12 protein-coding genes and 4 tRNA genes are annotated in these 13,548 nt (G+C 63.8%); 9 read left to right on the forward strand and 7 right to left on the reverse strand.

The window, feature by feature from the left end:
- Positions 1-372: 372 nt before the first annotated feature.
- Genes ASE39_RS13920 through ASE39_RS13930 form a run of 3 tightly spaced genes read right to left on the reverse strand, consistent with a single transcriptional unit; the run spans position 373 to position 2,508 of the window.
- The gene (locus ASE39_RS13920) at positions 373-918 is read right to left on the reverse strand and encodes a TPM domain-containing protein (RefSeq protein ID WP_057271542.1); all 546 of its coding nucleotides are present in this window, start codon (positions 916-918) and stop codon (positions 373-375) included.
- 2 nt (positions 919-920) lie between these two features.
- On the reverse strand, positions 921-1,862 hold the full coding sequence (locus tag ASE39_RS13925; protein WP_057271543.1) for a TPM domain-containing protein: 942 nt from the start codon (positions 1,860-1,862) through the stop codon (positions 921-923).
- Positions 1,863-1,899: 37 nt separating this feature from the next.
- Positions 1,900-2,508 carry a LemA family protein gene (locus tag ASE39_RS13930; protein ID WP_029414406.1) on the reverse strand — a complete coding sequence of 203 codons (609 nt, stop codon included), beginning with the start codon at positions 2,506-2,508 and terminating at the stop codon, positions 1,900-1,902.
- Positions 2,509-2,742: 234 nt separating this feature from the next.
- Between ASE39_RS13930 and ASE39_RS13935 the strand changes: the two genes are divergently transcribed.
- The 3 genes from ASE39_RS13935 to ASE39_RS13945 all read left to right on the forward strand — a co-directional run bounded on the left by ASE39_RS13935 (position 2,743) and on the right by ASE39_RS13945 (position 4,848).
- Entirely contained in the window at positions 2,743-3,192 is a 450-nt protein-coding gene (locus ASE39_RS13935; protein WP_057271544.1) for a nuclear transport factor 2 family protein, read from the forward strand.
- Positions 3,193-3,257: 65 nt separating this feature from the next.
- Entirely contained in the window at positions 3,258-4,280 is a 1,023-nt protein-coding gene (locus ASE39_RS13940) for an alpha/beta fold hydrolase (protein ID WP_057271545.1), read from the forward strand.
- The gene (locus tag ASE39_RS13945; RefSeq protein WP_057271546.1) at positions 4,273-4,848 is read left to right on the forward strand and encodes a DUF2946 family protein; all 576 of its coding nucleotides are present in this window, start codon (positions 4,273-4,275) and stop codon (positions 4,846-4,848) included. Before ASE39_RS13940 ends, ASE39_RS13945 begins: the two co-directional genes overlap by 8 nt.
- An 89-nt stretch (positions 4,849-4,937) precedes the next feature.
- On the opposite strand, the gene ASE39_RS13950 is transcribed toward ASE39_RS13945, so the two are convergent.
- The 4 genes from ASE39_RS13950 to ASE39_RS13965 all read right to left on the reverse strand — a co-directional run bounded on the left by ASE39_RS13950 (position 4,938) and on the right by ASE39_RS13965 (position 11,823).
- Positions 4,938-5,798 carry a c-type cytochrome gene (locus ASE39_RS13950; RefSeq protein ID WP_057271547.1) on the reverse strand — a complete coding sequence of 287 codons (861 nt, stop codon included), beginning with the start codon at positions 5,796-5,798 and terminating at the stop codon, positions 4,938-4,940.
- A gap of 161 nt (positions 5,799-5,959) precedes the next feature.
- A complete protein-coding gene (locus ASE39_RS13955) occupies positions 5,960-7,378 on the reverse strand; it encodes an efflux transporter outer membrane subunit (RefSeq protein ID WP_057271548.1) in 1,419 nt (472 codons plus the stop codon).
- Complete coding sequence (locus ASE39_RS13960) at positions 7,371-10,526, reverse strand: efflux RND transporter permease subunit (RefSeq protein WP_010467271.1); 3,156 nt, start codon at positions 10,524-10,526, stop codon at positions 7,371-7,373. Before ASE39_RS13960 ends, ASE39_RS13955 begins: the two co-directional genes overlap by 8 nt.
- Before the next feature lie 13 nt (positions 10,527-10,539).
- The gene (locus ASE39_RS13965) at positions 10,540-11,823 is read right to left on the reverse strand and encodes an efflux RND transporter periplasmic adaptor subunit (RefSeq protein WP_057271549.1); all 1,284 of its coding nucleotides are present in this window, start codon (positions 11,821-11,823) and stop codon (positions 10,540-10,542) included.
- A gap of 192 nt (positions 11,824-12,015) precedes the next feature.
- Between ASE39_RS13965 and ASE39_RS13970 the strand changes: the two genes are divergently transcribed.
- The 6 genes from ASE39_RS13970 to ASE39_RS13995 all read left to right on the forward strand — a co-directional run.
- Complete coding sequence (locus tag ASE39_RS13970) at positions 12,016-12,675, forward strand: TetR family transcriptional regulator (RefSeq protein ID WP_010467273.1); 660 nt, start codon at positions 12,016-12,018, stop codon at positions 12,673-12,675.
- 96 nt (positions 12,676-12,771) lie between these two features.
- A tRNA-Arg gene (locus tag ASE39_RS13975) sits at positions 12,772-12,847 on the forward strand.
- A gap of 100 nt (positions 12,848-12,947) precedes the next feature.
- Positions 12,948-13,033, forward strand: a tRNA-Tyr gene (locus ASE39_RS13980).
- 75 nt (positions 13,034-13,108) lie between these two features.
- Positions 13,109-13,182, forward strand: a tRNA-Gly gene (locus tag ASE39_RS13985).
- 62 nt (positions 13,183-13,244) lie between these two features.
- Positions 13,245-13,319: transfer RNA gene (locus tag ASE39_RS13990), tRNA-Thr, on the forward strand.
- Positions 13,320-13,393: 74 nt separating this feature from the next.
- A partial coding sequence (locus ASE39_RS13995) for a GTP-binding protein (RefSeq protein WP_242421447.1) occupies positions 13,394-13,548 on the forward strand: 155 nt, incomplete at its 3' end.

Consider the following 13,548-nt stretch of genomic DNA (forward strand, 5'->3'; position numbering starts at 1 on the left):
CTTGCGGGTTCGGCTCATCGATGGGTTGAACTGTACGCGGGTGGAAGCGGAAGAAAAACCACCGGGTCGCAAACTAACTGTTCCAGTATTGGAAACAATGCGTCGGGAACTTCGCGTGGAGTCCCCTGCTTTGGTGGATGGCGGCGTCCGAAAGAAGGGTTTTTAGAGGAAAACCCTGCTGCCGATTTGGGACAGTGAAAATCGAACGAAGGGGCGCACTATGCCACACGGCGAGTTCAGCGAGGACACTCCGAAACCAGGTCCCTGCGGCGTTCCAGCGCTTTTTTTGGAGGGCCTTCTGGCCTGTCCATGGCACTCGAGACCACCCCTGTTTTCGGGGAGTCTGATCACGGGGATACGTCGCGTGGGGCGCTAGCGAATCACCGGTGCGTCGGGCAATTCGTTGTGCCCGGGGGTGTCCGGGGGGCGTGGAAAGTGCCGGACGAGGCGGGACGAAACTGCCTCGATGGCCTGCACGAGGCCCTCTTCGTACTCCAACTGGCGAAAGCGAGGGGCCATGAGCGCAATGACATCGCGCCATTCGTCCGGTGCCACATGCCGGGCGAGGCCCCGGTCGGCCACGATCTCTATCGCGTGCTCGGGCAGCAGCAGGTAGATCAGCACGCCGTTGTTGTGCTCGGTGTCCCACACGCGGTATTTGCTAAACAGCATGATGGCGCGTTCGCGCGCACTCGCATGCCGGCGCAGGTAACTCCAGGGCAGGCTGGCTTCGGCGACGATGCGGATCTGGCCCATGTGCTGCTGTTCGCTGGCGGCCACCTGCGCGGCGAGGCGCTCCAGGGTCTCACCAGGCAGCGCACGGCGCGCCTGGGGCTCGCACCACCGGTGGCGCACCAGGCGCCAAAGTGCAGCCGGTAAAGCGGTGATAGAGGTGGCTGTTGCTGATTCTGGGCCCATGTTCACCAGTCCCCCGAGGCGCCGCCGCCTCCAAAATCTCCACCACCGCCCGAGCTGAATCCGCCACTGTCGCTGTTGCTGCCACCGCCGCTCCAGCCGCCACCGGCACCGGCCCCCCAACCTCCGGCCGCCGCACCGCCTCGGCCACGCCGGGGGCTGCTGCTGCCGCCAGAGCCACCGAAGATCCAGGTGTAGAGCAGTGCGAGCAGGCCCGCGCCGCCCGCCACGATCAGGCTGGAGGTGACCACGAAGGCCAGGAAACCCACACCCCCACCCATAAAAAGGCCACCCAGGCGGCTGCCAAAAATGCTGCGCGCCAGGGGCCCAGCCACGATCACGCCGAAAAAGAGGAAGACGGCGAGGTCCGTCCAATCGAATCCGTCGCGGCTGCAGTTTGGGCTGTGGGTCGTGTTGTTGCCGCTGCTGGCGGGTGCTGGCAACGCTTCGCCAGCAATGCGTGCGGAGAGCTGGGTGATGGCCGCGCCCAGCCCGCCCGCATAGTCGTTTTGCTGGAACCGGGGTTTCATGGCGCCGTCGATGATGCGCGCCGCTGCAATGTCGGGGATGGCCCCTTCCAGGGCCTTGGCGACCTCGATGCGCATCTTGCGGTCGTTCTTGGCCACGATCACGAGCACGCCGTCACCCACGTCGCGGCGCCCGATCTTCCAGGTGTTGCCCACGCGGTTGGCGAACGATGCGATGTCCTCGGGGGCGGTAGTGGGCACCATCAGCACCACCACCTGCGCGCCCCGGGTCTGCTCCAGCGTGTGCAGCTGTGTTTCGAGCGTGGCCTTGTCGGCGGCGCTCAGGGTGCCGGTCTGGTCGATGACGGGGCTGGTGAGCGCGGGCACGGGCTGCAAGCTGCCGTCGGCATGTGCCCAGGGCAGTGCAATCGCTATAAATAATATAGCTGTTAGCGCTTTATGGATAAGCGCTAGAGGCATATTTTTCTTAAATTTTCAGCGACGAGACGGGCTGCGTTCAAGGCTTGGGCTTGGACGCGGAGAAATCCACGGTGGGTGGTGCGGAGATCTGGGCCTCGTTGGCCACGGTGAAGCTGGGCTTGGGGGGATAGCTGAACGCCATGGCGGTCAGGTTGGTGGGGAAGCTGCGCGCGAGCACGTTGTATTCCTGCACGGTCTGGATGTAGCGGTTGCGTGCCACGGTGATGCGGTTCTCGGTGCCTTCCAGCGTCACACGCAGGTCCCTGAAGCCCTGGTTGGCCTGCAGCGTGGGATACCGCTCAGAGACCACCATCAGCCGCGACAGCGCACCCGACAATTCGCCCTGCGCCTGCTGGAACTTGTTGAATGCCTCGGGGTTGTTCAGGGTTTCGGGCGTGACCTGGATGGAGGTGGCTTTGGCGCGCGCCTCGACCACGCGGGTCAGGGTTTCCTGCTCGAAGTTCGCCTCGCCCTTGACGGTGGCGACGATGTTGGGCACCAGGTCCGCACGGCGCTGGTATTGGTTGAGGACCTCGCTCCACGCGGCCTTGGACTGCTCGTCCAGCCGCTGGAAGTCGTTGTAGCCGCAGCCGGTCAATGCGCTCAACGCCAGCACGGCGGCCAAAAGGGCAAGAATGCGTTGGATCATGGTGGGGTTCGCCAAGTGGGGTTCAGGGACAGGTTGGGGCACGGAGCCAAGACGCCAAGGTGCCAGAAACCGGATGCTCGGCAGATTCTGCAACAAGTGCAGCACCCGGCGCCACTTTCCGGGCGCGTCGCAAGGCTTTGGGAGATGGCCGCACAATAGCACCCTGCACATGGCGGGCCGCGCAGCCGCCATGCCCTCCTCCTTTGTCCCAGACGTCCCACCCCGACCACCATGCCCCGTTCCCGCGCCAGTGCCGCCACCCTCGGAGGTTCCTCGGACGACACCGAAGCCGCGTTCTACGAGGCTTTGCAGCGGGGCGACATCGAGCTTTTGATGTCCTGCTGGGCCGAAGACGACGACATCATTTGTGTGCATCCGGGCGGGCCCCGGCTGCTGGGTGCGGGGGCGATTCGCACAGCATTCGAGGCGATGTTCTCGCATGGCACGGTGCGGGCGCGGCCCTTGCAAGTGCACCGCGTGGTGGCGCTGACGAGCGCCGTGCACAGTGTGGTCGAACAGGTCGAGGTGATGCTGCCCGACGGTCTGCACCAGGCCGTGGTGCTGGCCACCAACGTCTATCACAAGACCCCGGAAGGTTGGCGCCTGGTGGCGCACCATGCGAGCCCTGGCGTGGCGCCGGACGCGCAGGTGGTGGATGCCCAGCGGCCCGTGCTCCACTGAGCGGCGGTAGGCTTGCATTCAAGCTTTTTTGCTGCCTGGCGCATGATCTGCAAGAGTCTATTGCTTTGAAATATGTAGCACCTCGGTGGTTGCCTGGTGGCCAGCTACAGACCATCTGGCCGGCCCTGTATTCGCGCCGTGTGTTTGGCCCCCGCCCCGAATACCGCCGTGAGCGCTGGGACACGCCGGACGGGGATTTTGTGGACATTGATTTCCTGCAGGAAGAGGGCGCCACGGCGTCTGTGGCACCCCGGCCGCTGTTGGTGGTCTTTCACGGTTTGGAAGGCTCGTCGCGCAGCCACTACTGCGAGGCTTTTGCCGATCTGGCACGCGAGCGCGGCTGGGCCTGCGCGTTGCCCCATTTCCGGGGTTGCAGCGGCGAGATCAACCGGGCGCCCCGTGCCTACCACTCGGGCGACCACGCCGAGATCGGCTGGATGCTGCAGCGCCTGCGGGCGTCGCACCAGGGGCCTTTGATGGCCGTGGGCGTCTCCTTGGGCGGCAATGCACTCTTGCGCTGGGCGGCCGAGGCGGGCGAGGACGCCGCGCGCAGCGCCGATGCCGTGGCTGCCGTGTGCTCGCCCGTCGATCTGGCCGCAGGGGGGCACGCCATTGGGCGCGGCTTCAATCGGCAGGTCTACACACGCATGTTCATGCGCACCCTGGTGCCCAAGGCGTTGCAGAAGCTGGCGCAGCACCCCGGGTTGTTCGATCGGCAGGCGCTGATGGCCGCGCGCGACTTGTATGCGTTTGACAACGTGTTCACCGCGCCGCTGCACGGCTTTCGCAACACCGAGGACTACTGGCAGCGGGCGTCGGCCAAGCCGTTGCTGCACCACATCCGCATTCCGGCCCTGGTGGTCAATGCGCGCAACGACCCGTTTGTCCCGGCCGCCAGCCTTCCGCTGCCGCACGAGGTGCGCAACGGATTCGTCACACTGTGGCAGCCTCCGCACGGCGGCCATGTGGGTTTTGCCCATGGTCGCCTGCCAGGACATGTGCGCGCGATGCCTGACGCTGTGGGCGGATGGCTGGCCGAACACACAGAGGCCGGGGCGCGGGCGGGCGCACAATCGCCGCATGGATGACATCGTCAAACAGGCGCTGGCCAAGTGGCCCAACGTGCCCAACTGCTACGGCTGGCTGGGCCTGGACGCGCGTGGCCATTGGTACCTGCGCGATGACCAGGCCCAGGCCACTGGGCCGTTTCCGCAGAGCAAGGGGTCCTTGCTGCAGCATGAAAAGCTCATCGAATTCATCGCACGCAATTTCGAACCCGATGGGCAGGGTCAATGGTTCTTCCAGAACGGGCCCCAGCGGGTGTATGTCGAGCTGGAAGCCACGCCCTGGGTCTGGCGCATACAGGCTGATTTTTCGGTGGTGTCCCACACGGGCCGTGGCGCGGCGGTGCAGGATTGCCTGGTGGACGCACAGGGCCGCGTTTACCTGACCACTGCGCTGGGTGTGGGCCTGGTGCACACACTGGACGTTCCGTTGGTGGCCGAAGCGGTGGAAGCCGGGCGCTGGCTTCCGCAGGCGGTGCGGGCGGAGGACCTGCCTGGCCGCTACGGCTTTGTCATGAGCCCGAGCAGCCGCTGGGCGGCGCAGGCCCAGGCTCCAACCAAGGCGCCCTCGGTGTCGGGCCCCCACCCATAAAAAAAGCCGGTCAGCAAGACCGGCTTTTTTGTCCCCGTGTTCCGCCCCGAAAGGTGCCGCGAGTGCGGTGGGAGCGGAAGGGTGTTGATTTACTTGGCGGCGGCTGCCATGAATTCGACCGCTGCGCGCAGGTCGGCGTCTGAAGCCTGTGCTGCACCGCCACGGGGAGGCATGGCGCCCTTGCCCTTGGCGACGCTGCTGTACAGCGCATCGATGCCAGCAGGAAGGCGGGCCGACCAGGCGGCCTTGTCACCAAACTTGGGGGCACCGGCCACGCCAGCGGCATGGCACACCTGGCACGCCTGCTTGTACAGGGCTTCGCCAGCGCCTGCGGTTGCGGCAATCGGTGCGGCAGCGGCTGGAGCAGCCTCAGCGGCGGGGGCTGCCGCCGCCACCGGAGTGGCTGGGGCTGCAGGGGCTGCCTCTGCGGCTGCCGGAGCGGCGCCAGCGGCGGCGGGGGCTGCAGGTTCTGCAAATTTGGCGCCGGCTGCATTGGCCATGTAGGCCACGGCACGTGCAATTTCGGTGTCGTTGAAATCCCCGCCACCTTGCGGAGCCATCGCGCCCTTGCCCTTCAGGGCGGATTGCACCAGCGTTTCAAAGCCGGTTGCGATGCGGGCCGACCAGGCGCCGGCATCCGAAAATTTGGGAGCACCGGCAGCGCCTGTGGCATGGCACGCGGCGCACTGGCTCTTGTACACCTCTTCACCGGCCTTCAGAGGGCGGTTGGCATCACGGATCTCGACCATGCCCACCTTCTGGATGCGCTCGGCAATGGCTTTCTCGGGATTGGCGGCGCCAGCGGCTGGCTTGTCGGCCGACGTGACGTACAGAACCAAGCCAATGATGGCAAAGATTGGAATCACAAACGAGAAAAGTACCGCGACCAGCAACTGCTTGGGGTTCTTGATCGGGCCGGTATGGGCTTCTTCGTGGTGGTTGTCGCTCATGACGTCCTCTGGTGTATCGGGGGCTTTGATGAAATCAACCTTAAATTATATCTGCGGGGCTGTTGTTCTCCGGGTAAGGCCCGCGCACGCCGTGACCCTGATACACGGCACGACCCTGCGCGCGCCACAAACTGTGGCGCGCCAGGGGGCCGTCTTTTGTATCAGGATGGATTGCCTGCTGCCGCAGCTTCAGGTGCTCCGCCACCCAGGGCCTTGTACAGCGCCACCTGGTTTTGCAGTTGTGCGAGTTTGACCTGCACCACGGCCTGCTGCGCTGCGAACAGCGAGCGCTGCGCATCCAGCAGATCCAGGTAGCTCGACACGCCGTTGCGGTAACGCAGATCGGACAGCTGCAGCCGTGAGGCCTCGGCCTGGGCCTGCAGCTGCTGCGCCTGCGCCTGCTCGCCCAGCGTGGCCTGGCCTGCCAGTGCGTCCGACACTTCGCGGAAGGCTGTCTGGATGGCTTTTTCGTACTGCGCGATGGCGATGCCGCGGCCGGCCTGTGCGCTCTCGAGGTTGGCCTGGTTGCGGCCCGCATCAAAGATGGGCAGCAGCAGGGACGGCGCAATGGTGAATCCCCATGAGCCGCTCTTGAACAGGCCCGACAGCTCGCCGCTGGCGGTGCCCGCTTGGGTGGTGAGCGAAATGCGCGGGAAGAACGCGGCCCTGGCAGCGCCGATGTTGGCGTTGGCTGCAATCAGCTGCTGCTCCGCCTGGCGGATGTCGGGCCGACGGGTCAGCAGTTCGGATGGCAGCCCCGCTGGCAACTGCGCCATGGCGGGGGCCGCTGCCAGCCTGCTGCCTGCGAGGCTGGCACGGATGTCGTCGGGCAGGGATTGCCCGAGCAGCAGTGCCAGGGCGTTTTCGTCCAGCGCGCGCTGGCGCTGCTGCTGGGCCAGCGTGGCCCGTGCGGCCTGGGTCAGCGACTCGGCCTGGCGGAAATCGAGCTCGGAAGCAACGCCTGCATCCAGGCGCATCTTGGTCAGGCGTACAGACTCGTCCCGCGAGGCTAGGGTCTGGCGTGACAGGTCCAGCAGCTCTTCATCGGCCAGCAGGTTCAGCCAGCCGTTGGCCACGGCGGCCACTAGGCTCACTTGCGCAGCGTTGCGACCTTCTTCGGTGGCGAGGTACTGCGCAAGGGCCTGTTCCTTGAGGCTTGCAATGCGGCCAAAGAAGTCGATCTCCCAGGCCGTGACCGCCAGGCCGACACTGAACGAGTTGGTCAGGTCGCCGGTGCCCGTGGCGGGCGCGCGGCTCGCGTTGGCGGCCAAGCCCACGCCCGGGTAGAGGTCTGCCCTGCGCACCTGGAACGTTGCGCGTGCCTGCTCGATGTTGAGCACGGACACCCGCAGATCGCGGTTGTTGGCCAGGGCCACTTCGATAAGCTGGCGCAGCCGGGGCTCGGCGAAATAGTCCTGCCAGGGCGCTGCCGCTGCGGCGTTTGGCGTGGCGGCGGAGCTCGTGGCGTAAGTGGCTGGCACGGGCGCCGCGGGGCGCTCATACGTCGGTATGAACGAGCAACCGCCCAGCAGCAGGGCTGTTGCCAGCGCGATGGCGGTGGTACGTGGGTGACTAGTCATGGGTTCCAACTCCTGCTTCCTCTGCATGGCGACGGTTCATTTCCTGCTGGCGCGCGCTGCCTTTGAACAGGCTGCGGACCACTACGAAGAACACGGGCACGAAGAACACGGCCAGCACCGTGCCAGTGACCATTCCACCCAGCACGCCGGTGCCAATGGCGCGCTGGCTGGCCGAACCGGCCCCCGATGCGATCACCAGCGGCAGGACCCCCAGGCCAAAGGCCATCGAGGTCATCACGATGGGACGGAACCGCAGGTGGGCGGCCGCCAGTGCCGACTCGATCACGCTCTTGCCCTGGGCCTGCAGGTCTTTCGCAAATTCGATGATCAAAATTGCATTCTTGGCAGACAGGCCGATGATCGTGATCAGCCCCACCTGGAAGTAGACGTCGTTGGCATAGCCGCGCAGCAGGGTGGCCAGGAGTACACCCAGCACGCCCAGGGGCACGACCAGGATCACGGCCAGCGGGATCGACCAACTTTCGTACAGCGCTGCCAGGCACAGGAACACGGCCAGGATGGCGAAGCTGTAGAGGATCAGCGACTGTGCCCCCGCCAGTTTTTCCTCGCGGGATTGGCCTGTCCACTCAAAGCCGAAGCCTGCGGGCAACTGGGTCGCGAGTTTTTCCATCTCGGCCATCGCGGCACCCGTGCTGAAACCCGGGGCGGGCGCACCCGAGATGCGCATGGCCGGATAGCCGTTGTAGCGCACCGTTTGCTGCGCGCCGTTCGCCCAACGCGTTGTGGCAAATGCCGAAAGGGGCACGGGCTTGCCCTGGCTGTTGGCGGCGTTGATCTTCAACAGGTCATCCGGTTGCATGCGCGCCGGGGCGTCGGCTTGCACCACCACGCGCTGCAGGCGGCCCTGGTTCGGGAAGTCGTTCACGTAGCTCGAGCCAAGCGCGGTGGACAGTGCCGAATTGATCGCATCAAACGGCACGCCCAGCGCGTTGGCCTTGTCGCGGTCGATATCGATCTGCAACTGCGGGGCGTCTTCCAGGCCATCCGGGCGCACCTGGGTCAGCACCTTGCTTTGCGAGGCCATGCCCAGCAGCTGGTTGCGCGCCTTCACCAGCGCTTCGTGCCCGGCGCCCCCGCGGTCCTGCAGGCGGAACGTGAAGCCGCTTGCGTTGCCAAGCTCGGGAATAGGTGGCGGGCTCAACGGGAAGATGAACGCATCGCGGATGCCCATCAACCCCCCGAAAGCCCGGCTGGCGACGTCCTGTGCCGACTGGCCTGGGCCGTGGCGCTCGCTCCAGTCCTTCAATGTCACAAAGGCAAGGGCGGCATTCTGGCCCTGGCCAGAGAAGCTGAACCCCAGCACGCCCACCATGCTTTGCACTTCGGGCTGTTTGAGGATGAACTCCTCGACCTGCTGCATCACGGCCAGCGTGCGCTCTTGTGTGGCGCCGGGTGGCAGTTGTACGTTGACAATGATGTTGCCCTGGTCCTCGCTGGGCAGGAACGATGTGGGCAGCCGCATGTACACCACGGCCACGGCGCCAATGATGGCTGCGTAGATGACGAGGTAGCGCGCTGCCCGCTTGAGCATGCGCGAGACAAAACCTTCATACCCCTTGGCCGTGCGCGAGAAGCCACGGTTGAACCAGCCGAAGAAACCGCGCTTTTCATGGTGGTGGCCGGCTTCCACAGGCTTGAGCAAAGTGGCGCACAGTGCTGGCGTGAGCGACAGCGCCATGAAGGCCGAGAAAGCGATGGATGCCACCATCACTGCCGAGAATTGGCGGTAGATGTTGCCGGTGGACCCCGCAAAGAAGGCCAGTGGCACGAATACTGAGATCAGCACCACGGTCACGCCAATGATGGCGCCTGAGATCTGGCGCATGGCCTTGCGCGTGGCCTCCAGGGGCGAGAGCCCTTCTTCGCTCATGATGCGCTCGACGTTTTCCACCACCACGATCGCATCGTCCACCACGATGCCGATCACCAGCACCATGCCAAACATCGTCAACACGTTGATCGAGAACCCCAGCGCCAGCAGCGTGGCGAATGTACCCAGGAGAGCAATGGGCACCACGATCGTGGGGATGATGGTGTAGCGCCAGTTCTGCAGGAACAGGAACATCACGAGGAACACCAGCGCCACCGCTTCCACCAGGGTTTCTGCCACCTGCCTGATGGAGATGTCCACAAAGCGTGAACTGTCGTACGGGATGCTCCAGCTCATGCCTTCAGGAAAGTAGCGCGAGAGTTCATCCATCTTGGCGCGAACGGCCTTGGCAGCTTCCAGGGCGTTGCCACTGGGGGAGAGCTGGACGCCGATGCCCACGGCGGGCTTGCCGTTCAGGCGTGCAGCGGTGGCATAGGCCTGGCCACCGAGTTCCACGCGTGCCACGTCCTTGATGCGCACCGTGGACCCATCGGTGTTGGCCCGCAGAACGATGTTGCCAAACTGCTCCACGCTGGAGAGCTGGCCGTTGACCACGACGGTGGCTGCGATCGCCTGGCCTGCGATGTTGGGAAGATCGCCGATGGTGCCGCTGGCCACCTGGGCGTTTTGTGCGCGGATTGCGGCCGTGATCTCGGCGGCCGAGAGGTTGAAGCTCACCATCTTGGCGGGATCGATCCAGATGCGCATGGCGCGCTCTGTACCAAAAAGCTGCGCCTGGCCGATGCCTTTCAGGCGTTGCAGTTCGGGCACGACGTTGCGCGATGCATAGTCACCCAGGGCCACCGTGTCCGTTGCCGGGTTGGTGGACGAGAGCATGGTGAACAGCAGAAAGTTGGAGCGCGATTTGTCCACGCGCACACCTTGCTGCGTTACGGCGGAGGGTAGGCGGGGCGTTGCACGTGACAAGCGGTTTTGCACGTCCACCTGTGCCAGGTCGGCATTGGTGCCGGGTTGAAAACTCAGGGTGATGCTGCCGGAGCCGTCGGCCTGTGCGACGGATTCCATGTAGATCAGCCCGGGCGAACCGTTCATCTCGCGTTCGATCACCGACAGCACGCTGTCTTCGAGGGTTTGCGCGGATGCACCGGGGTACGCTGCGTTGATGACGATGGCCGGGGGGGCCACTGGCGGGTACTGTGCAATAGGTAGCTGCGTGATCGCCACGCCGCCCATCACCATAATGAACAGCGCGATCACCCATGCAAAGATGGGGCGGTCGATAAAGAACTTGGCCATGCTGGAATGCCCCTTATGGCTTCGATGCCGAAGCGGCAGATGCAGCAGGTGTGGCGGCCTGTGCCGAAAGTGCTCCAGGTGCGGAAGCGCTTCCTGGGGCCTGCCATGGGACGGGTTTCACAGGCGTGCCCGGGGGCAGCATCTGCAGTTTCTGAAAACCGTCCACCATGACTTTTTCCCCCGCCTTCAGCCCGTCAAGAACCACCCACCGGTTGTTCTGGGCGGCGCTGACCTTGATGGTGCGTGGAGACACCTTGCCATCGTCACCCACCACGCTCACCGAGTCACCCTGCTGGGTGCGTGTGACTGCTTGCTGGGGCAGGGTGATGGCGTTGCTGGCCTGTGCTTGTTCGATGCGTACGCGCAGATACAGACCCGGTAGTAACTCGCCCTTGGGGTTGGGGACTTCCGCGCGCAATGTGACCTGACCGGTGGTGGAGTCCACCGACAGATCGGTGAACAGCAGCTTTCCTGCCTGGGCGTATTCGGTTCCATCGCCCAGAACGAGCTTGACGCTCGCGGCCTCTGCGCTTCCGGCGCGCTTGAACTGGCCGCTTTCCATGGCCCGGCGCAACTGGAAGACATCGCTGGCCGACTGGGTGAAGTTCACGTACACGGGGTCGATTTGCTGCACCACGGCCAGGGGGGTGGCTTCTCCTTGCCCCACCAATGCCCCTTCAGTAACCAAGGCGCGGCCTATACGGCCCGATATGGGCGATGTCACGCTGGCGTAGCCCAGAGTGATGTCGGCGGTGCGTACTGCGGCCTTGGCGGTGGCCACATCCGCCTGTGCCTGCTTCTCGGCGGCTTCGGCGTTCACGAAGTCCTGTTTGCTGATGGCGTTGGCACTTACCAGTGGGCGATAGCGTTCCACCTGCGCGCTGGCCTGCGCGAGGTTGGCCTGCGCTTTTGCCAGACTGGCTCGGGCACTCTCGGATGCTGCAGCATAGGGTGCAGGGTCAATCCGAAACAGTGGTTGTCCCGCCTTCACATCACTGCCTTCCTTAAAAAGGCGTTGCTGCAGGATGCCAGCGGCGCGAGCCCGTACCTGCGCAACCCGCGAGGCCTCCACACGGCCTGGCAATTCAGTGATCAACCCGACGTCGCCAGGGGTCGCAGTCACAACGCCGACCTCCACGGGGGGCATCTGCGGTCCTCCGGCGGCGGCTTGGCCGTCCGCCTTGCCACATGAGGCCAGTAGGAGCGCTGCCGCAGTAGCGGCGACCAGAGAGGCGGCCCTGTGAGTTGGGGAGGCGCGAAAGGAGGCGGTGGTAAATGCGTCACGGGATGTGGGCATGGGAGTCCTTTTGATTGGCGTCAAGGAATGGGGTTGTAGGGGATGGCCCCTCGGTCGGAGGCAGTCCAAGATCAGAGCCCGACGAAATAAGTGCGCGATTATACATACAGACATGAATGTATAATTGCGATGCCCCGATGTCTTTGCATAAAGTGTGGGTACTTAGTATTGAACATAAGGAGGCAATTACCAATGGCGCGTCGAACCAAGGAAGATGCAATTGCTACGCGCAATAGCCTGATTGATGCGGCGGAGCATGTCTTCTGGGAGAGGGGGGTTTCGCGTGCTTCGCTGAGTGACATTGCTCAGGCCGCCGGTGCTACTCGGGGGGCGATCTACTGGCACTTCAAGGACAAGGTGGATCTCTTCAATGCCATGATGGACCGGATGACTCTTCCGTTGGAGCAGGGCTACGGTGAGTTTGAAAGCAGTACTTGTCCGAATCCCGTGCAGCGACTGCGGGCTGTGATGGCGTTTGTGCTGCGCAGTGTGGCTTCTGACGAGCGAACGCGCCGGGTTTTTGAGATTGCGCTCTACAAAGTGGAGTACGTGGGCGAACTTGTGGGGGTTCGTGATCGCCACATGGCTGCGTCGGATGGTTTTACGCGGCAACTGGCGCGTGACTTTGAGCTGGGAGCGCAGGCGCAGGGGGTTGTCTTGCCTGTCGCGTCCATCGAGGCGGCGATTGGCTTGCACGCCTTGTTCGACGGGCTTATCAGAAACTGGATACTGAGTGAGGGGGGCTTTGATCTGGTGGTGGTTGGTGGGGCGAGTACCGATGCTTTTTTGCTGGGGCTGGGGTTGTCGCTCCCAGTGTCTGGGGATGCCGAGGCTCGCGGTCTCTCCTTGTGAAGTGGGTGTTTTGCTCTTCTCGTGTTGGGGTTGGGTGGCGCCGATCCTGGTGGGTTGGTTGCGTGCGATAATGTGGGGCTGCGTCAGTTTTACCGTGCGGCTGTAGCTCAGTGGATAGAGTATTGGCCTCCGAAGCCAAGGGTCGTGGGTTCGATCCCCGCCAGCCGCACCAGTGACGCATGCAGTCCTGAGTCTTTCTCGTGGGACTGATGGCGAGGATTTGGGAATTTCTTCGGGCCGCAAAAAACTAGTGCTATAATTCGAAATTCTCCGGAGGGGTGCCCGAGTGGCTAAAGGGGGCAGACTGTAAATCTGTTGGCTTACGCCTACACTGGTTCGAATCCAGTCCCCTCCACCAGTGAGTGAGTAGTGTTGAGGTCGATGTTTGGCTTTGCTTTTGGCTTTGTCAGGCGCGCAGAGGTTTTTGGCCGATGCGGGAGTAGTTCAATGGTAGAACCCTAGCCTTCCAAGCTAATGACGCGGGTTCGATTCCCGTCTCCCGCTCCATTGCTTGTTTGTGCTGGTTTGTTGAGTTAGCAATTTTGATGTCGCGCGAGCGGCGTCAAGTTGCCCATGTGGCTCAGTGGTAGAGCACTCCCTTGGTAAGGGAGAGGTCGCGGGTCCGATTCCCGCCATGGGCACCACTTTCAGGTGCGTCCGATTCTGGTTGCGCCGAAATCCAGTTGTATTGGTATAGATTTTTTTCGGAGTCGGAAAAATGGCAAAAGGAAAGTTCGAGCGCACCAAGCCTCACGTCAACGTGGGCACGATCGGCCACGTGGACCACGGCAAGACGACGCTGACGGCAGCGATTGCTACCGTGCTGTCCTCCAAGTTCGGCGGCGAAGCCAAGGCATACGACCAGATCGATGC

The sequence above is a fragment of the Acidovorax sp. Root267 genome (assembly GCF_001429215.1).
Lineage (GTDB): Bacteria > Pseudomonadota > Gammaproteobacteria > Burkholderiales > Burkholderiaceae_C > Acidovorax > Acidovorax radicis.